Source organism: Nocardioides humilatus (assembly GCF_008373755.1).
In the GTDB taxonomy this organism is placed as follows: domain Bacteria; phylum Actinomycetota; class Actinomycetes; order Propionibacteriales; family Nocardioidaceae; genus Nocardioides; species Nocardioides humilatus.
Map to the genome: position 1 here is coordinate 993331 of NZ_VUJV01000001.1, position 17798 is coordinate 1011128.

The following is a 17798-nucleotide window of genomic DNA, read 5'->3' on the forward strand; positions in this document are numbered from 1 at the left end:
GTCAGCCGAGAAGCTCTTCCGCCGCGGTCGCGCTGGAGTCGCGGAGGAAGGTCGAGCAGCGCTCCCACTCGTCGGTCTCGCCGATGGCGCGAGCCGCCTTGGCGAGGAGGGCGAGGCAGCGGAGGAAGCCGCGGTTGGGCTCGTGCTCCCACGGCACCGGGCCGTTGCCCTTCCACCCGTTGCGCCGCAGCGTGTCGAGCGAGCGGTGGTAGCCCACGCGGGCGTAGGCGTAGACCGTGACGTCGTCGGCGCCGGCGGCGACCGCGGCGTCGGCGAAGGTCGCCCACGCGAGGGGCGAGGCCGGGAAGCGGCGTACGACGGCGGCCGGGTCCTCCCCCGCAGTCACCGCTTCCGTGGCGGGATCGACGGGAAGGTGGGTGGGGGGCGGGCCGGCCATCAGGTCCACGTGACTCATGCCTCCACCCTGCCAGACGCCCCCGCAGAGGAAATCAGTGGAATCACTGTCGTGGCCGAGTGGTTGACTCGTCCCGTGACCACCAGCGAGAGCAACGCCGCGCCGCCGACCGAGAAGGACCCGTGGCCGGCACTGTGGGCCCTGGTCCTCGGGTTCTTCATGATCATGGTCGACACGACGATCGTGACCGTCGCGACGCCGGCGATCATCGAAGACCTCCATGCCGAGGTCAACTCGGTGGTCTGGGTGACCAGCGCCTACCTGCTCGCCTACGCCGTGCCGGTGCTCATCACGGGTCGGCTCGGTGACCGCTTCGGTCCCAAGAACCTCTACCTCGTCGGCATGGTGGTGTTCACCCTCGCCAGCCTCGCGTGCGGCCTGACGTCGACGATCGAGGGCCTGATCATCGCGCGGGTGGTCCAGGGCCTCGGTGCCTCCTGCATCACCCCGCAGACGATGGCGATCATCACCCGGATCTTCCCGGCCGAGCGTCGCGGCCAGGCGATGGCGCTGTGGGGCGCGACCGCCGGCGTCGCGATCCTGGTCGGACCGCTGCTCGGCGGCATCCTGGTCGACTCGCTCAGCTGGGAGTGGATCTTCTTCGTCAACATCCCCGTCGGCATCATCGCCTTCGGGATGGGCGTGCGGCTGCTGCCCGCCCTCGAGAAGCACCAGCACGCCTTCGACTGGCTCGGTGTCGTGCTGAGCGGCGTCGGCATGTTCTTGCTGGTGTTCGGCATCCAGGAGGGCCACCAGTACGACTGGGGCACCGTCACCGGCGGCATCACCGTGCCCGAGCTCATCGGCGGTGGCCTCGTCGTGCTGACGGCCTTCGTGGTCTGGCAGCACTTCAACAAGCAGGAGCCGCTGGTGCCGTTGCGGCTCTTCCGTGACCGCAACTTCTCGCTGGCCAACATCGGCATCACCGTCATCAGCTTCACGTTCACCGCACTCGGCTTCCCGCTGATGCTCTACGCCCAGCTGGTGCGGGGGCTCACGCCCACCGAGGCAGCACTGCTGATGGTGCCCATGGCGCTGATGTCGATCATCCTGGCGCCGATCGTCGGCAAGCTGACCGACCAGGTCCATCCGCGCTTCCTCATCGGCGCCGGGTTCGCCGTCGTGGGCGTGAGCTTCTTGTGGCTGGTCCAGGGCGTCACGCCCGACTCGGCGGCGTGGCAGATCGTGGCTCCGATGGCACTGATGGGTGCCGGCAGCGCGGCGATCTGGGCGCCGCTGACGGCCACCGCGACCCGCAACCTGCCGCTCGACCTGGCCGGCGCAGGCTCGGGTGTCTACAACGCGGCTCGCCAGGTGGGCGCAGTGATCGGCGCTGCCGCGATCGCAGTGCTGATGGACAGCCGGCTCGCCGCCAACGGACTGACCTTCGACCCGTCGGCAGCGCCGGAGGGCGCGGCGTCCGGGCTGCCGCCGCAGGCCTTCGACCCGTTCAGTACGGCGATGGGCCAGTCGATCCTGATCGCGCCGGCGGTGATCCTCCTCGGCCTTGCCGCGGTGCTGATGTTCGAGCGGCCACGCCATGCCGGTTTCGGCCACGAGGCTCCGACCGCCGCGTCCGCGGTGCCGGCAGCGCCCGCGGAGTGACCCGTCGTGAACCCCTACGACCGCTACCTCCTGCCGTGGATCATCGACAAGGCCTGCGGCACCGGTCCGATCCAGAAGAAGCGGAGCACGCTCGTGCCGCGCGCCCACGGGCGCGTGCTCGAGGTCGGCGTCGGGACCGGGCACAACCTGCCCTTCTACGACGCCGACCGGGTGAGCGAGGTGATCGCCCTCGACCCCGCTGAGCAGATGCACCGGCGGGCGCGGGCGCGCGCGGCGGAGTCCGGGATCGACGTACGGGTGCTCGGCCTGCCGGCCGAGACCATCCCGCTCGATGACGACGAGGTCGACACCGTGGTCATGACGTTCACGCTGTGCACGATCCCCGACCCGACAACGGCACTCGCCGAGATGCGGCGCGTGCTCAAGCCGGGCGGCGAACTGCTGTTCTGCGAGCACGGCGCAGCGCCCGACGCCGACGTCCAGAAGTGGCAGCGCCGCCTCAACCCGATCCAGAACCGGGTGGGCGGTGGCTGCAACATCAACCGCGACATCTCCGGGCTGATCGGACAGTCCTTCGAGATCGCCGAGCTTGACGAGGGTTACTCCCCCGGCCCGAAGTTCGCGTCCTACCTCTACTACGGCGCTGCTAACTGACGTCCTGAGCAATGGGTGGGCGGCCGACGCGCGTGAGAGATCCGACGTCGACCGGTTCCTTGCCGCCAGCCTCTACTGAGGTGCGACTGACCCACAGGATGCCGTTGGCGGTCTCCGCCCGGACCTGGATGTCGACCCACCTGTCTGAGGAGAGAAAGCCCGCGGGCAGCGCAGTGAGGTTCGCCTGCACCTCGAACTGCGAGGAACGGTCCACGATCACCACTGGCAGCTCGACCGTCTCGACGACCTCGCCGACTTCCGCCTCAGCGGCGCGGGCGAACGCTCGGATCGTTGTCGCACCAGCGGGCGCCGTGCCGCGCAGGATTGCGGTCGCATCGACGGTGGCGGAGCTGACGACGCCGCCGACGAGGGGGTCGCGCCTGGCCTCGCCTCCCGCGACAAGGACCGCCAGCAGGACGACTCCGCACGTTCCGACAACAGCCAGGACAACAATCAGACGCTTCATTTGGAACCTCCCGAGGATGTGCGCACACCCTACGGGCAAGTCCCAATTAGAATCAAGGCTCGCGCCGTCTATCCACCAACCCCGGGAAGACTCGGTCAGCGGACCCCGCGACGAGCAGACGTCAGCCGATCGTCGTACCGGCGGAGCGCAGGTTCTCGCAGGCCTCGACGACGCGGGCGGCCATGCCGGCCTCGGCGGCCTTGCCCCAGGCACGCGGGTCGTAGGCCTTCTTGTCTCCGACCTCGCCGTCGACCTTCAGGACGCCGTCGTAGTTGTTGAACATGTGGGCGGCGGCGGGGCGGGTGAAGGCGTACTGGGTGTCGGTGTCGACGTTCATCTTCACGACGCCGTAGTCGACGGCCGCGCCGATCTCCTCGGCGGTCGAGCCCGAGCCGCCGTGGAAGACCAGGTCGAAGGGCTTCGCGTCGGCCGCGAGGCCGAGCTCCTTGATGACCGCCTCCTGGGCGGCCTTGAGGATCTCGGGACGGAGCTTGACGTTGCCAGGCTTGTAGACGCCGTGGACGTTGCCGAAGGTGAGGGCCGTCATGTAGCGGCCCTTCTCGCCGATGCCGAGCGCGCGCACGGTAGCCAGAGCGTCCTCGGGGGTCGTGTAGAGCTTCTCGTCGATCGCGCCGACGATGCCGTCCTCCTCGCCACCGACGACGCCGACCTCGATCTCGAGGATCACCTTGGCGGCCGCCGACTTGGCGAGCAGCTCCTCGGCGATCTGGAGGTTCTCGTCGAGCGGCACGGCCGAGCCGTCCCACATGTGCGACTGGAAGAGCGGGTCCTCACCGCGGGCCACGCGCTCGGCCGAGGCGGCGAGCAGCGGGCGGACGAAGCCGTCGAGCTTGTCCTTGGGGCAGTGGTCGGTGTGGAGGGCGATGTTGACCGAGTAGCTCTTGGCCACCTCGGCGGCGTAGGCCGCGAAGGCGAGCGAGCCGGTGACCATGTTCTTGATCGACGGGCCGGAGAGATACTCGGCGCCGCCGGTCGAGATCTGGATGATGCCGTCAGAGCCGGCGTCGGCGAAGCCCTTAAGGGCCGCGTTGAGGGTCTGCGACGACGACACGTTGATGGCCGGGAAGGCGAAGGCTCCGGCCTTCGCGGCGTCCAGCATCTCGGCGTACTTGTCGGGGGTGGCGATCGGCATTGCTCCGCTGCTCCTGCTCACACGGGGGTCACTTCCTCGATCACCCTAATGCCGTACCAGATGGACGCCGACCTCGGGCAACCGATCAGACGGTCGCTCCGTATCCACGGGTGAGCCACACTCGACCCACGGAGGAACCCATGCCCGACATCGCCGAGCAGCTCGATGCGGCCATCGGCATCGCGCCCGGCCCGGCGCCAGCGCTCGATCGCACGATTGCCGAGGGCCGTCGCGCCCTGGGCCGGCGCCGGCTGAGCGTTGCGATCGGCGCCGTCGCGACGGCCGTCGTCATCGGCGGTACGGCGTGGGCGGTCTCGCCCGGCGACGGCGGGTCGAGCCGGAGCGACGCCCCCGGGTTCGGGAGCGCGACATCAGCCGCGCCCACACCGGCGCCGACGTCGCCCACGCCCAACGACCTCCTGCCCGAGCTGCCCGACTGGCCCGGCCAGGACGCTGTGATGCTCGACGAAGCAGGAGGGTTGCTGGTCAAGCCGGGTTGGACGGTCACCGAACAGATCGACGAGATCAACGGCCCCGGCACGCTGGCAGTCGAGGTCGTCAGGGGCGAACGACGCCAGTGGTTCCTGTTCGGCAAGGCCATGACCATCTCCAGCCTCCACGCCCCCTCCGAGGGCTACGCCACCTTCGACGAGTGGGTCGACGTCAACGGGCCGCTCATCGAGGGCAAGCGCGGCGGTGGCCAAGGCGACAACGCGGGCGGCTGGCCGGGCGAGCCGCGCGACGACCTGGTCCGCTTCATCCCGCGCTTCATCTCATCAGCCCGCGGCCTCGAACCGGTCAGCAGTGACGTCACGGTCGTCGACCAGGTCTTCAACCCCGATCTCGGGGAGTCGTTCGCGCCCTCGTCGAGGACCGGCGCCGCCGAGGTCCGCAAGGGCGACCAGAGCTGGTACGTCGTCGCGCGCCGCCCCGCCGACTTCATCGCCGTAGCAACCGATGTCGCCGAGCGGCGCTACGGCATCACCGACCTCGCCGGCTTCATCGCCTTCGCCCAGGAGCGTTACGCCGAGGGCGGCGGTGGGCTCCTGTGAGCCGTTCCGCCCGCGAGACGTCCTACGTCGACTACGTCACCGCCCGCCGTGAGCACCTGCGGCGGGTGGCCTATGCCCTGTGCGGCGACTGGCACCGCGCCGACGACCTGCTGCAGACCGCGCTGGTGAAGCTCTACGTCGCCTGGCCGCGCGTACGGCGCACCGGCAGCGAGGACGCCTACGTGCGCCGGATCCTCGTGCGCGCGAGCATCGACGAGTCGCGGCGCCCGTGGCGCCGCGAGCGACCGACCGACACACTCCCTGACCGACCGGCGGCCGAGCCGACCAGCCCAGAGGACCGGTCGGAGCTCTTCGCCGCCCTCCAGGCCCTGCCGCCGCAGCAACGCGCGACCGTCGTGCTGCGCCACTGGCTCGGGCTGTCGGTCGCCGACACCGCTGCCGAGCTCGGGATCAGCGAGGGCACGGTCAAGAGCCACACCTCCCGCGGCCTGGCCGCACTCCGCGGCACGCTCGAACCCAGTGAGACCGGCTGACGAATTCTTTGCCGTTCCCGAGCGAAGTGTCGGCCCGAGGCTTTACCTTCGCTGCTCGACATCTCGACCCTGGGGGAACCTCCTTGAAGCTGCGACTCGGCGCCGCCGTACTTTCCGCTGCACTCATCTCGACGACCGCATTCACCACCGCCGCGCCGGCCACCGCCGGCCCCGGCACCGACGTCACCCCGCCCGAGGTGGGGACCTGCCACGACCTGACGTGGGAGGAGTACTACGCGAAGTTCGAGCCGGAGGCGGCAATCGACTGCGCGACCCGCCACACCTCGCTGACGGTCCGCGTCACGCAGTACGAGTCCGTGCCGGACGACTGGGGCCAGGTCATCACCGACGACTACACCCCGTGCCTGAAGGACGCCGTCACGGCGACCGGGGGCGACGCGGCGCAGTACCAGATGACCTCCTACAGCATCACCTTCTACCGCCCCACGCGCGCTCAGCAGCAGGCCGGAGCCGCGTGGCTGCGATGCGACGTGGTGCTCCGGGGCGGTCATGAGACCCTCGCCCCGATCCCCCAGGACGTCGTTCTCACGGGCCTGCGGCCGCCGGCCAACGTGCGCAAGTGCCGCCTCGGCTCGGCCGCGGACTACGAGCTGACCGTGTGCACGCGTCGACACAAGTACGTCGCCTACACGACCGCTCACATGCGCGACGACCGCTATCCCGGGGAGCGCGCGGCCAAGCGGTTCGCTGGCCGGAAGTGCAACGACCTGATCGGCGGCGCCCCGTTCGTCTACGAGTGGGTCCCTAACAAGTTCTACTGGCGCGCCGGGCTCCGCAACGCCGTCTGCCTCCCGCTCGACGACTGACTCGGGGCCGCACGATGAAGCTCCGCGTCGCCGCCGCCGGACTGATGACGGTGCTCGCTTCGCTGACGACGGCGACCGCGAGCCCAGCAGCGAGTGCCGGGACCGAACCTGACATCACCCCACCCGAGGTCGGGACCTGCCACGACCTGCACCTCAGCGCTGCCTACGCCGACACCGATGATGAGCCGCCGGTCGCGTGCAGCCACCGGCACTCGACCTACACCTATGAGGTCGTGGTGCTCGACGAGGCTCCGAACTGGTGGGACGACGACGCGATCAACGACATCGAGAGCAAGTACTGCATCCCGAAATACATCGAGACGCTCGGCGGGAACACCAAGCTGATCTGGCGATCGGCCTACTTCGCGAAGACGTTCCTCCCGACGACGGAGCAGCGACTCGCGGGGGCGACCTGGGTCCGGTGCGACATCGAGCTCGCTGGCGGCAACCGCCCGGCCTGGCTGCCCCAGGATCTCGCGCTGCCCGCCCTGCCCTTGCCCGACTCGTTGGCCCGCTGCCGCAACGGCTCCGATGCGGACTACAACCTCACGGTGTGCGATCGGGGTCACCGCTACCGTGCCGTCGCCTCGATCAGCTACCCGCAGTCGACGTTCCCGGGCGCCAAGGACGCCCAGGCCTACGCGCTCAAGAAGTGCCGCCAGCGGATTCCTCGGCAGGCGTTCTATTACGAGTGGCCGCTGAAGACCTCGTGGCGGGCCGGGTTCCGGACTGCCATCTGCCTCAAGAAGACCAGCAACTGAACGGGTCGCCCGACCCACAACCCGTAACCTCCGCACTCAGGAACACGTTTCACTTCTGAGTGCAGGGAACGGCTCGGACCTCCCTCAGGCGCCCACCCCCACGCCGCAGCACTCGAAGGCCGCACGCGACGGGCCGGCTCACCAAGGCAGGTGGTCGCGACGCCGTACAACGACCGCGGCGGCGCCGGTTTCTGCGTCGGCGCCGCCGTGGTTGGTCAGCCGCGCCAGGCGGACTCGTCGGACAGGTCGGCGTGGGTGCGGATCCAGGCGTGCATCGCGATGGCTGCGGCTGCGGAGGCGTTGATCGACCTGGTCGACCCGAACTGGGCGATCGAGAAGGTCCCGTCGCAGACGTCCCGTGCGGCGTCCGACAACCCCGGCCCCTCCTGCCCGAAGAGGAAGCAGACCTGCCTCGGGATCTCCATCGTCTCCAGGTGCTGCGACCCCGGCAGGTTGTCGATCCCCAGCAGGGGCACCGGCCCGCCCGACTCGTCAGCCTGCTCGGCGAGGTAGGCGTGCAGGTCGGCGACGGTCGGGTGGTGCCGCACGTGCTGGTAGCGGTCGGTCACCATCGCCCCGCGCCGGTTCCAGCGGCGGTTGCCGACGATGTGGACCTCGCGGGCGAGGAACGCGTTCGCGGAGCGCACGATCGTGCCGATGTTGAAGTCGTGCTGCCAGTTCTCGATCGCGACGTGGAAGGAGTGCCGGCGGGCGTCGAGATCGGCGACGATCGCCGCCATCGTCCAGTAGCGGTAGCGGTCGACGACGTTGCGTCGGTCGCCCTCGGCGAGCAGCTGCTCGTCGTACTGCGGGCCCTCGGGCAGCGGTCCCTCCCACGGTCCGACGCCGACCTCGGCGGGGCCGTGCGGCATCGGGTCGTACGGCGCCCGGGGCTCCTCTTCGCTCACGGCGGAACTCTAGGGCGCACCCAGATCGGTGGACCGCCCTCGGTGGCTAGGGACCGGCCGGTAGCGTGGCGCCGTGAACTCGCTGGTCGCGACCCCGGCCGTCGTCCCGCTCCTGCTCGGCATCAAGTGGCTCGACCCCGAATGGCTGCAGCACGAATACGGCGCCGCCTTCATCTGGATCGCGATCGCGATGGTCTTCGTCGAGTGCGGCCTGTTCTTCCCGTTCCTGCCCGGTGACACGCTGCTCTTCGCTCTCGGCCTCTTCATCGCCGGCAGTGACACGACCGGCTACTCCGTGATCGGCATCGAGCACGAGGGCACCGAGCTCATGATCGCCATCACCCTGCTCACGGTCGCCGCCTTCGCCGGCAACGTCGCAGGCGAGGAGATCGGGCGCAAGATCGGCCCGCCCCTCTATCAGCGCGACGGCCGGATCCTGAAGAAGAAGTACTTCGACAACACCGGCGCCTTCTTCGAGAAGCACGGCAACAAAGCGCTCGTGATCGGCCGGTTCGTGCCGTTCGTCCGCACCTACATCACCGTCGTTGCCGGCGTGACGATGATGGAGCGCCGCCGCTTCTTCATCTGGAGCGCGGTGGGCGCCGTGCTGTGGGTCGTGTCGATCACGCTGCTCGGCTACTTCCTCGGCAGCGCGATCCCCGCCCTCGGCGAGAACATCGACTACGTCACGCTCGCGATCCTGGCCTTCTCGGCCATCCCGGTCGCCTGGGAGTGGTGGCGCCACAAGCGCCCCGGTGCGAAGAGCAAGAAGGCCCAGGCCGCCGCTGCTGCGGAGCCGGCCGAAGCCGCCGACGCGAACTAGACCGAACAGGTCCGAGTTAGGCGGTCGCGGCAGCCCGTACGGCGTCGAGGTCGGCCTTCGTCAGGACGGCCCGCACCTCGAGGCCCACGTCCGCGAGCGGGTTGACGCCCTCGGGGCTGCGGTCGATGGCGCACACGACCGTCTCGACGATCGCCCCGCCGGCCCGCAGCGCGTTGGTCGCGTCACGGACCGCGCCGCCGGTGGTGATGACGTCCTCGATGAGCGTGACCCGCTTGCCTTCGTAGGCCGAGCCCTCGGCGAGCTTGCAGGTGCCGTACTTCTTGGCCTCCTTGCGCACGAAGAGCACCGGCATGCCGAGGAGCTGGCTGACGACCGTGGCAATCGGGATGCCGCCCATCTCTAGGCCACCGAGCAGCTCGGTGTCGGCCGGCAGCAGCTGCGCCATCTCCCGGGCCACCCGGGCGAGGAGCAGGGGCTCCGCCTCGAAGAGGTACTTGTCGAAGTACTCGTTGCTCACCTGGCCTGACCGGAGGGTGAACTCTCCGGTCAGGCGGCAGGTGGCATCGATGTCAGCGGCGAGATCCGGGTCCGTGGAGGTCACGCCGACAGGCTAGCGAGGCGACTACGCCGCCACGAAGGTGGCGCTGTAGGCGGACATCGGGCTGGTCCCCGCAGCGTTGGTCGCCCTGACCTGGCAGTGGTAGGTCTTGCCTGACGTCAGCCCGGTCACGAGGAGCGGCGAGGTGGCCCCCGACCGCGATCGGGTGACCCCGCCGTTCGTCGAGTCGCACCGGGTGAAGTACGACGTGATTGCACTCCCCCCGTTCGACGCCGGCGCCGCGAACCCGACCTGTCCGCGCCCCGCGGTGGTACTGCTGGCGGTGACGCCGGTCGGGACGCCGGGTCGGGACGCCGGCTGCGTGAACGATGCCGACAGCGGCGAGAAGGCACCGTTGCCGACGGCGTTGGTCGCGCGGACCTTGCAGCGGTAGGACTTGCCCGGCGTCAGGTTGCGGACCGCGATCGGCGCGGCGGTCCCGGTCGCCGCGCGGGTGGTCCCGCCATCGCCCGAGATGCACTGGGCGACGTACGACGTGATCGGGGTGCCACCGTTGCCGGGGGCCGTGAAGCCGACGTTGGCCGTGGTCGGCGAGGTGGGGGTCGCGGTCACGTTGGTCGCCGTGCCGGGCAGGGTCGTCCGCGGCGCTCCGGTCCAGAACGGCACGCTCAGGTTGAGCGGAGCGCTGCCGTTGCCGTCGGCGAGGTCGAGCTGCACCCGCAGTTGCGAGCCGTTCTGCTGCGTCGTCGACTTGATCGGGACCAGGAACTCCCACGCAGACCCGAAGGTGAAGTTGGGGCCCGACGGCAGCGGCCAGCCGGAGTACCAGCCCGAGTAGGAGTTGGAGTAGCGGCCGTCGGCGGCGACGTTGGCCCACTGGGGGCACTGCTGGGCGTGGGTGATCTCGTACTGGGTCCCGGCCGGTGGCGTGTAGTAGCACTTGATCGGCGCGGTCTTGTCGAACTCCACCCCGGCCGGCAGCACGAACTTCGGGAAGATGAAGGGCGTGCTGCAGTGGTTGCCCACCAGCTCTGCGTAGACGTCGAGGTAGGTCGAGTCACCGGTGCGCGGCGAGATCGGGCTGGCCGTCCGGTCGCCGTAGTAGGAGGCGTAGGCGCCGATGCCGAACTCCTGGTAGGGGTTGCCGAGGATGATCGACGAGCAGTTGGTGATCCAGGACTCCTGGAGGGGACCGGAGATCCAGCCGTCCGCCGCATGGGCGGCAGGAGCCGGCGAGAGCGCGACGGCGGCGAGTGCCGCGGCGGCGGCCGCCGGGATGCTGAGCAGGCGGCGGAGGAACGGGCGATTCATCGGGAGTGCCTTTCGCGAGGGCGGAGAGGGAGTCGGGCGCGGGCGCCCTCCGGAGAGGACGCCCGCTTGCCCTTTCGGGTTGGAAAGGTCAGGCCACGCTGAAGGTGGCGCTGAAGGTGGAGAAGGGGCTCGTGCCGGCCGCGTTGGTCGCACGGACCTCGCAGCGGTAGCTCTTGCCCGAGGTCAGGCCGGTCACGGTGAGCGGCGAGGCCGCGCCCGAGACCGACCGGGTGACGCCACCGTCGGTGGAGACGCAGTGCACGAGGTACGACGTGACCGGGCTGCCGCCGTTGGAGGCGGGCGCCAGGAACGACACCTTCGCGGTGGTCCCGGTCGGGGTGGCCGTGACGGTGCGCGGCGCCGTCGGCGCGCTGGCGGCGAGCGGGAACGCCGCGGTCAGCGCGGAGAAGGCTCCCCCACCCACACCGTTGATGGCCCGGACCTGGCACTGGTAGGTCTTGCCGAGGGTCAGGTTGGGCACGGTGACCGGCGACGTCGTACCGCTCTTGGTCCGGACCACACCGCCGTCGGGCGACTGGCACCGGGCGAGGTAGGACGTGATCTCGCTGTTGCCGTCACGCGCCGGCGGGGCGAAGGACACCCGGGCCGAGGTCGACGTCGCACCGACCGCGGTCACTCCGGTCGGGGCGCCGGGTCGGGTCACCGGGAGGACCGGCTGCCAGTCCGGCGTCCAGCCCTGGGTCACGGGGGTCAGCCCGGTGCCATCGACGGCGATGGTGCTGATCGCCGGGTGGGTCCACGTCGACCCGGTCCAGGCGTTCTGGGCGAAGGCGAAGCGGGTCTGGTCCGGGCTCCAGGTGAGGCCGCGGAGGATCCCGTCGCTGCCCTGGAGGAAGTAGACGCGGTCGGCGTCGTCGACGCCCGGGGTCTGGACGGTCAGGCCCAGCTCCTCGAAGGCGATCTGCTTGCCGTCGGGCGACCAGCGCGGCGTGTGGCCGAAGCTGGCGCTGACCTCGACGTCACCGGTGCCGTCGGGGCGGACGCTGTGGACCGTGGCCGCGCCCGGGCCCGTGCCGCGGAGGTAGGCGATCCGGTTGCCGTTGGGGCTCCAGTCGGGCGACTCGAGGGAGTAGCCCGGGTTGACCTGGACGACGACGACGTGGGCGTCGGTGCCGTCAGCATCGACGACCCAGATCGAGCCGTTCTTGGCGTAGGCGAGGCGGGTGCCGTCCGGCGACCAGGACAGCTGGGCGTCGTCGGCGTAGCCGGTCACTTGGTGCGCGTCGGTGCCGTCGGCGTCCATCACCCAGAGCTGGGAGGCGTGCAGGTAGGCGATCTGGCGCCCGTTGGGCGACCAGCGCGGCTGGACGTCGGGGGCGGCGTCGTTGGTCAGCCGGGTGATACCCGTGCCGTCGGCGTGGACGGTGTAGATCTCCCGGTTGCCGTCGCGGTCGTCGGAGAAGGCGATCACGCCGTTGGTGGCGCCCGCGAGGGAAGCCGTAGGGGCCGACGGGGCTGCGTGGGTGGGCGCCGCGGTCGCGAGGAACGCTCCCGAGAGCGCCGTGGCGAGCGGCAGTGCGCCGGCGACGATACGGCGGGTGCGATTCGTGGTCATCGTGGTGCTCCTTGGTCTGCTTCTTTGGTTGACCAGACCTTGCCCGCGCGCACTTCGGAACGACTTGGGGTCGACTTGGAGCGCCCACAAGTGGTGTTGGATGGCCAGATGACCGACTCCCCGCGCTCGCGCGCCGCGCGTCGCCTCGACGGCATCGGGACCACGATCTTCACGGAGATGTCGGCGCTCGCGGTGCGCACCGGAGCGGTCAACCTCGGCCAGGGATTCCCCGACCAGGACGGCCCGCCCGCGGTCATCGAACGCGCGGTCGCGGCCCTCCAGCAGGGCGCCAACCAGTACGCACCCGGCCCCGGCATCCCGGCCCTGCGCCAGGCGATCGCCCGCCACCAGCAGCGCCACTACGGCATCGACCTCGACCCCGACACCGAGGTCGTCGTGACCACCGGCTGCACCGAGGGCATCGCCGCCGCGCTGCTCGGCCTGGTCGACCCGGGCGACGAAGTCGTCGTGCTCGAGCCCTACTACGACTCCTACACGGCGATGATCACCTTCGCCGGAGGAGTACGACGACCCGTCACCCTCCGGGCGCCCGACTTCCGGCTCGACGCCGATGCCCTGCGCGCGGCCGTGGGTCCGCGGACGAAGCTGATCCTGCTCAACACCCCGCACAACCCGACCGGCACCGTGTTGACCCGCGCCGAGCTCGACGCGGTCGCCGCCGTCGCGATCGAGCACGACCTCGTCGTGGTCACCGACGAGGTCTACGAGCACCTCACCTTCGACGGCAGCGAGCACGTGCCGCTCGCGACGCTCCCCGGGATGGGCGAGCGCACGCTGACCCTGTCGAGCGCCGGCAAGTCCTACTCGTTCACCGGCTGGAAGGTCGGCTGGGCGACCGGCCCGGCACCGCTCGTGCGGGCGCTGCTCGGCGCGAAGCAGTGGCTGACCTTCACCTCAGGCGCTCCGCTCCAGCCGGCAGTCGCGACCGCACTCGACGACTGCCCCGACTTCCCCGCCGAGCTGGCCCGCAGCCTCCAGGAGCGGCGCGACCACCTCGTCGCCGGCCTGACGGCGGCCGGGCTCCCAGCCAACGTCCCGCAAGGCACCTACTTCGCCACGACCGACATCTCCCACCTCGGCTGGGCGAGCAGTCGCGACTTCTGCTGGGCCCTGCCGGAGCGGGCGGGCGTGGTCGCCGTACCTCTCGAGGTGTTCTACGACGACCCCGACGCCCCGGGCGCCGGGCGGCAGCTGGTCCGCTGGGCCTTCTGCAAGGAGACCGCGGTGATCGACGAGGCGCTGCGCCGCCTCGCATCAGCCGACCTGCAGGCTTGACTCCAGCGAGCCCGCCGCTGGTTCGTCGAGTAGCCGTTTCACTGCTGGTTCGTCGAGTAGCCGGCGAGCGAAGCGAGCCGCGTATCGAGACGCCCGCACCGGCCCACGGCCTTCTCCACAGCCCTGACGCCGATCCAGGGGTTCTGTCGGTGGTCCCGTGTTTAATACAGAACATGAACCTCGGGACCACGACCAGCAACACCCTGCTGGACGACCTCCGCGACATCCGCGTGCTCGCGACCAACGCCGCGATCCGCGAACTCGCCTGCATCGCCCACTACGCCGAGCTCCACACCGTCACCGACGAGACCATGGCCGCCACCCTGACCGAACGAGGTCTCGACACCGGCCTCCCCGTCGCCGGACCCGGCGCACCCCTGGTCAGTGACTTCGCGGTCATGGACCTCGCCACCGTGCTGGGCCGGTCCGTGGATTCCGGCCGCAACTACGTCGGCCAGGTCGTCGAACTGTGCTGGCGTCTCCCCCAGACCTGGGAGCGCGTCCTGGCCGGCGCTGTCCCGGTCTACAAGGCACTGCGGATCGCCGACCACACCCGCTCGTTGCCTGCCGACGCCGCTGCCTACGTCGACGCCCAGCTCGCACCGTTCGCGCACTCCTGCTCCTGGGCCCAGATCGAACGCCTCGTCGACGAAGCGCTGATCCGGTTCGACCCCGACGCCGCCGCCGCGAAGGCCGCCGAGGACGCCGAGACCCGCCACGTCGACCTCGGCATCACCGACGTCGGGCCCATCGGCATCGCGCACGGCACCACCGCCCTTAACCTCCCCGACGCCCTCGACCTCGAGAATGCCGTCCAACGCCGCGCCAAGCTCCTCGGCCAGCTCGGCGACGACGACACCCTCGACGTCCGCCGCGCCAAAGCCCTCGGCGAGATCGCCCGCGAAGACCTGGCCCTCGACCTCGAGGTCATCGACCCCGACACCGGCGAGATCACCCGCAAGATCCCTGCCCGCAAAACCGAGCTCGTCTTCCACCTGTCCGAGGACGGCGTCGTCGCCCGCTGCGGCAACACCCGCACCCCACTCACCGTCGACACCATCAAGACCTGGCTCACCCAGGACCGCGGGCCCTCCGGCACTGTGATCGTGCGCCCGGTCCAGGACCTCGCCGGATGCCAACCGGTCGATTCCTACGAGATCCCTGACCGGCTCCGCCGCCAAGTCGAACTGGCCAGGCACCACTGCGGCTACCCCTACTGCACCCGACCAGCCGAAGCCTGCGACCTCGACCACGCCGTCCCCTACGGCGAGGGCGGTCCGACCTGTGCCTGCAACCTCTGCCCCGAATGCCGAGGCCACCACAGGTTCAAAACCAGCGGCCACGCACAAGTCCGGATCCTCAGACCCGGCGTCTACTACTGGACCACCCCCTCCGGCACCTACCTCGTCGACCCCACCGGCACCTACCCGTTGACCAGCCGACCCGGCACCGACCAACTCGAATCCAAGTAGGCGCCACAGCCCGACACCCCGCCCACCAGCGGGGTTACAGGCATGCCCGAACGCGCGCTAATGCCGACTTCCGCTCGTCGAGTAGTCCGAGCGCTCTGGCGCGAGGACGTATCGAGACGCCCGCAGCCGACTGCCGAGAGCACGCTCGGTGCGTGTCGAGCTGATCGGCGCTGATCGAATCAACCAGGTTGATCGGATCGCCGCCAGTAACCCGCGGGGCTGCTTCGCAAGCGCCCGAAATTGCCGCTCGGCGTGCGCGGTGTCGCACGCTAATGGCACCCCTCTGTGTCAAGACGCAGCGGGAAGTGCGGGTTTAGGCTTGGTGGTGGCGGGTTCGGGAAGTGACTGATCCGAAGAGCCGGTGTGGGGTTGTGAGCCGGTCGCGCTGGATTGAGAGACGTTGCCCCGGTGTCCTCCCGGACCCGTCGCCTTGATGGTGACGAGGTCGTCGAGCATGGTCTTGTAGACCAGGTCGGACAGCCTGCGTTTGAGGCATCGCATCGCTTCTATGTTGCTCTTCCCGGCTGCGGTCTTGCGGTCGAAGTAGGAACGGCCTTCGCTGGGCCGGCGCAGCTGCACGGTGGCCATGATGTGCAGGGTCTTGTTGATCTGCCGGTTGCCCTTGCGCGACAGCCGATGCCGGACATGGTCGCCGGAGGAGGCGTCGATGGGTGCGGTGCCGTTCCAGGACGCGAAGTGGCCGCGAGTGGGGAACCGGGTGATGTCGCCGACCTCGACCAGAAGTCGAGCGGCACCGGAGGGCCCGATGCCGGGCAGGTCGAGCAGGGTGCTGCCGCTGGCAGCGACCAGCTCGACGAGCTCCTTGTTCGCGGCCTTCTTCCGGGTGTAGATCCGCTCGAGGTCGCCGACCAGTTCCGCAGCGACGCGGCGTCGGGTCTTGCCGGCCAGGTCACGTGGGCGGACCGTGGCCAGCAGCGCTTTGGCTTGAGCAGCGGAGAGGTCCTTCTTCGCCCCGCCCGGGATCAGTTCCAGCAGTAATGCGTGCAGTTGGCTGACCTTGCGGGTGTGCTCCTCCCCGAGGGATCGTCGGCGGTCGACCAGCAGGCGCAGCACCGCCAGGTCCTGGTCGTTGGCCACCGGCCGCAGGCCCGTCATCCGGGTCCCGACCAAGGCGATCGAGTGAGCATCGGTCGCGTCGGTCTTGCGACCCTGGCCGGTCGTGAAGACCCGCGCCCGAGCACTGAGCTTTGGCGGAACATCAACCACCTCCTCACCTCGGTCAACCAGTCGGACCGCCACATGGCGGCCGATCCCGTTGCAGCCCTCGATCGCCCAGACGCGGTCCTCGAACTGGCTGACGTAATCCATCAACGCGGCGAAACCGGCCTCATCGGTGCCGAACCGCTCACCGCAAAGGACCGTCTCGTCGGCCTCCATCACCTCGATCGTGACCGACCGTTTGTGCGGATCCATCCCGATCACGACCCGCGTCGTCGTCTCGTTCACTGCGCTTCTCCGATGCTCGAACCAATGGGTTGTCGAGCCGGGAGGGCAACGCTACTTAGAGCTGGGCAGTCCCCTCTTGAGCCTCTCCTGGCCCTGGCGACGACCGGCCCGCGCATGCCACTAGAGAGCCACACGACGGGTCGTGGGCAGCCGCAACCGAGAGCGACGGACCGGACGCCTAGACCGAGCCTCGCCAGACACCGGTCCTACGGCAATGGAACAAGTAGCCGCTCGGCGGTCGCGGTGCCGCCTCCTACCTGCCGCGTGTCGCCAGGGCCGGAGGAAGATGCCTCACCGGAAGAGACCACCCGGTCGCACGCGTGAGGGCCTCTTCGTACTGGAGGACCAGCTCGGTCAGCTCCTCACCACGCGCCACGACCTCGGTTGGCGGGGCGTCCGCCAGGCACGCGCTGAGGTGATCGTTGAGCGCCGACGCGATCCGAGGGATCAGGTCACGGCAGTGCTCTGTCGCACGCGGATCGTTGGCCATGACCCAACTCTGCTCACTGTGCCGAACTGACACAACCAGCGCGTTGGCAGAGTCCCGCGGTGTCGCACGCTATGGCCTTGGCGGACGCAGGTTCGTGAGCTGATGTCGGGGCGGGCGCGCGCATTCCAGGCGCTTGCCGTCGGCGTATTCAAACGTGGTGCCCTCGTCGCCACCGTAGATCGTGAACTCAGCCTCTCCGAGGAGACCAATAGAGATCGTCGGCTCGTCCTGAGTCTTCTCGACAAGCTCGACGACAACCTTGCCCCTTGGACGGGTATCGACGGACGGTGCCACCAGTTCGCTCACGCCGTAGGTCCAACGCAGTACGAGAAGACTGCCATCGAACGTGCAACTGTCGAATCTCGCCGGTTTGTCCTCGCCCAACCGGACGCTGTCCGACGACCGGATCCACCCGACGGTCGTGACAACAAGTGCGGCCGTGAGGAGACCCATCACAACCGCGATCCGTCTGCTCATGCTCGATGCTCGCACAAGGGCATCCCGTTGGCGGGGCATCGGAAACGGCGTAAAGGTATATGCGTACTTG

Annotated in this window: 19 protein-coding genes; 9 read left to right on the top strand and 10 right to left on the bottom strand. The window is 69.6% G+C overall.

Annotated elements, in window-relative coordinates; translation table 11 throughout:
- Nucleotide 1: 1 nt before the first annotated feature.
- The gene (locus F0U44_RS04630; RefSeq protein WP_149727035.1) at nucleotides 2-415 is read right to left on the bottom strand and encodes a DUF3151 domain-containing protein; all 414 of its coding nucleotides are present in this window, start codon (nucleotides 413-415) and stop codon (nucleotides 2-4) included.
- 75 nt (nucleotides 416-490) lie between these two features.
- Here F0U44_RS04630 and F0U44_RS04635 point away from each other — a divergent pair, with 75 nt between their 5' ends.
- Both F0U44_RS04635 and F0U44_RS04640 read left to right on the top strand, forming a co-directional pair.
- Nucleotides 491-2020: a DHA2 family efflux MFS transporter permease subunit gene (locus tag F0U44_RS04635; RefSeq protein ID WP_246160301.1), complete on the top strand. Its 1530-nt coding sequence runs from the start codon at nucleotides 491-493 to the stop codon at nucleotides 2018-2020.
- Nucleotides 2021-2026: 6 nt separating this feature from the next.
- Nucleotides 2027-2635, top strand: a complete 609-nt coding sequence (locus F0U44_RS04640) for a class I SAM-dependent methyltransferase (protein WP_149727036.1) — start codon at nucleotides 2027-2029, stop codon at nucleotides 2633-2635.
- Here F0U44_RS04640 and F0U44_RS04645 read toward each other — a convergent pair.
- Nucleotides 2628-3101, bottom strand: coding sequence for a hypothetical protein (locus tag F0U44_RS04645; protein WP_149727037.1), 474 nt, complete (start codon nucleotides 3099-3101; stop codon nucleotides 2628-2630). The genes F0U44_RS04640 and F0U44_RS04645 overlap by 8 nt on opposite strands.
- Nucleotides 3102-3222: 121 nt before the next feature.
- Complete coding sequence (fbaA, locus tag F0U44_RS04650; protein ID WP_149727038.1) at nucleotides 3223-4254, bottom strand: class II fructose-bisphosphate aldolase; 1032 nt, start codon at nucleotides 4252-4254, stop codon at nucleotides 3223-3225.
- Nucleotides 4255-4394: 140 nt separating this feature from the next.
- Between fbaA and F0U44_RS04655 the strand changes: the two genes are divergently transcribed.
- From F0U44_RS04655 to F0U44_RS04670, 4 genes are all read left to right on the top strand, one after another.
- On the top strand, nucleotides 4395-5306 hold the full coding sequence (locus F0U44_RS04655) for a hypothetical protein (RefSeq protein ID WP_149727039.1): 912 nt from the start codon (nucleotides 4395-4397) through the stop codon (nucleotides 5304-5306).
- A complete protein-coding gene (locus F0U44_RS04660; protein WP_149727040.1) occupies nucleotides 5303-5800 on the top strand; it encodes a SigE family RNA polymerase sigma factor in 498 nt (165 codons plus the stop codon). Before F0U44_RS04655 ends, F0U44_RS04660 begins: the two co-directional genes overlap by 4 nt.
- Before the next feature lie 83 nt (nucleotides 5801-5883).
- The gene (locus tag F0U44_RS04665; RefSeq protein ID WP_188113319.1) at nucleotides 5884-6627 is read left to right on the top strand and encodes a septum formation family protein; all 744 of its coding nucleotides are present in this window, start codon (nucleotides 5884-5886) and stop codon (nucleotides 6625-6627) included.
- A gap of 14 nt (nucleotides 6628-6641) precedes the next feature.
- Entirely contained in the window at nucleotides 6642-7388 is a 747-nt protein-coding gene (locus F0U44_RS04670) for a septum formation family protein (RefSeq protein ID WP_149727042.1), read from the top strand.
- Between the two features lie 215 nt (nucleotides 7389-7603).
- Here F0U44_RS04670 and F0U44_RS04675 read toward each other — a convergent pair whose 3' ends face one another.
- Nucleotides 7604-8260: a TrmH family RNA methyltransferase gene (locus F0U44_RS04675; RefSeq protein WP_149727550.1), complete on the bottom strand. Its 657-nt coding sequence runs from the start codon at nucleotides 8258-8260 to the stop codon at nucleotides 7604-7606.
- 109 nt (nucleotides 8261-8369) lie between these two features.
- On the opposite strand from F0U44_RS04675, the gene F0U44_RS04680 reads away from it, so the two are divergent.
- A complete protein-coding gene (locus F0U44_RS04680) occupies nucleotides 8370-9119 on the top strand; it encodes a DedA family protein (RefSeq protein ID WP_246160302.1) in 750 nt (249 codons plus the stop codon).
- Between the two features lie 16 nt (nucleotides 9120-9135).
- Here the strand turns inward: F0U44_RS04680 and pyrE are convergent, their stop codons facing one another.
- The 3 genes from pyrE to F0U44_RS04695 form a co-directional block, all read right to left on the bottom strand.
- On the bottom strand, nucleotides 9136-9681 hold the full coding sequence (gene pyrE, locus F0U44_RS04685) for an orotate phosphoribosyltransferase (RefSeq protein WP_223163572.1): 546 nt from the start codon (nucleotides 9679-9681) through the stop codon (nucleotides 9136-9138).
- 21 nt (nucleotides 9682-9702) lie between these two features.
- Nucleotides 9703-10950: a fibronectin type III domain-containing protein gene (locus F0U44_RS04690; RefSeq protein ID WP_149727043.1), complete on the bottom strand. Its 1248-nt coding sequence runs from the start codon at nucleotides 10948-10950 to the stop codon at nucleotides 9703-9705.
- Between the two features lie 88 nt (nucleotides 10951-11038).
- Nucleotides 11039-12526 (bottom strand): fibronectin type III domain-containing protein, encoded by a 1488-nt coding sequence (locus tag F0U44_RS04695; protein ID WP_149727044.1) that lies wholly within the window; start codon nucleotides 12524-12526, stop codon nucleotides 11039-11041.
- 108 nt (nucleotides 12527-12634) lie between these two features.
- Between F0U44_RS04695 and F0U44_RS04700 the strand changes: the two genes are divergently transcribed.
- Nucleotides 12635-13822 (top strand): pyridoxal phosphate-dependent aminotransferase, encoded by a 1188-nt coding sequence (locus F0U44_RS04700; RefSeq protein WP_149727045.1) that lies wholly within the window; start codon nucleotides 12635-12637, stop codon nucleotides 13820-13822.
- 173 nt (nucleotides 13823-13995) lie between these two features.
- Nucleotides 13996-15294, top strand: a complete 1299-nt coding sequence (locus tag F0U44_RS22915; RefSeq protein ID WP_188113320.1) for an HNH endonuclease signature motif containing protein — start codon at nucleotides 13996-13998, stop codon at nucleotides 15292-15294.
- A 288-nt stretch (nucleotides 15295-15582) separates the two neighbouring features.
- Here F0U44_RS22915 and F0U44_RS04710 read toward each other — a convergent pair whose 3' ends face one another.
- From F0U44_RS04710 to F0U44_RS04720, 3 genes are all read right to left on the bottom strand, one after another.
- Nucleotides 15583-16761: an IS110 family RNA-guided transposase gene (locus tag F0U44_RS04710; RefSeq protein ID WP_223163573.1), complete on the bottom strand. Its 1179-nt coding sequence runs from the start codon at nucleotides 16759-16761 to the stop codon at nucleotides 15583-15585.
- A gap of 253 nt (nucleotides 16762-17014) precedes the next feature.
- On the bottom strand, nucleotides 17015-17251 hold the full coding sequence (locus F0U44_RS04715; RefSeq protein WP_149727046.1) for a hypothetical protein: 237 nt from the start codon (nucleotides 17249-17251) through the stop codon (nucleotides 17015-17017).
- 69 nt (nucleotides 17252-17320) lie between these two features.
- Entirely contained in the window at nucleotides 17321-17728 is a 408-nt protein-coding gene (locus tag F0U44_RS04720) for a hypothetical protein (protein WP_149727047.1), read from the bottom strand.
- Between the last annotated feature and the right edge of the window lie 70 nt (nucleotides 17729-17798).

Coding starts and splice junctions, on each gene's coding strand:
- F0U44_RS04655 (WP_149727039.1), top strand. CDS start 4,395: ATGCCCGACATCGCCGAGCAGCTCGATGCGGCCATCGGCATCGCGCCC.
- F0U44_RS04695 (WP_149727044.1), bottom strand. CDS start 12,526: ATGACCACGAATCGCACCCGCCGTATCGTCGCCGGCGCACTGCCGCTC.
- F0U44_RS04670 (WP_149727042.1), top strand. CDS start 6,642: ATGAAGCTCCGCGTCGCCGCCGCCGGACTGATGACGGTGCTCGCTTCG.
- F0U44_RS04715 (WP_149727046.1), bottom strand. CDS start 17,251: ATGGCCAACGATCCGCGTGCGACAGAGCACTGCCGTGACCTGATCCCT.
- F0U44_RS04690 (WP_149727043.1), bottom strand. CDS start 10,950: ATGAATCGCCCGTTCCTCCGCCGCCTGCTCAGCATCCCGGCGGCCGCC.
- F0U44_RS04700 (WP_149727045.1), top strand. CDS start 12,635: ATGACCGACTCCCCGCGCTCGCGCGCCGCGCGTCGCCTCGACGGCATC.
- F0U44_RS04675 (WP_149727550.1), bottom strand. CDS start 8,260: ATGCCGCACGGCCCCGCCGAGGTCGGCGTCGGACCGTGGGAGGGACCG.
- fbaA (WP_149727038.1), bottom strand. CDS start 4,254: ATGCCGATCGCCACCCCCGACAAGTACGCCGAGATGCTGGACGCCGCG.
- F0U44_RS04630 (WP_149727035.1), bottom strand. CDS start 415: ATGAGTCACGTGGACCTGATGGCCGGCCCGCCCCCCACCCACCTTCCC.
- F0U44_RS22915 (WP_188113320.1), top strand. CDS start 13,996: ATGAACCTCGGGACCACGACCAGCAACACCCTGCTGGACGACCTCCGC.
- F0U44_RS04645 (WP_149727037.1), bottom strand. CDS start 3,101: ATGAAGCGTCTGATTGTTGTCCTGGCTGTTGTCGGAACGTGCGGAGTC.
- F0U44_RS04720 (WP_149727047.1), bottom strand. CDS start 17,728: ATGAGCAGACGGATCGCGGTTGTGATGGGTCTCCTCACGGCCGCACTT.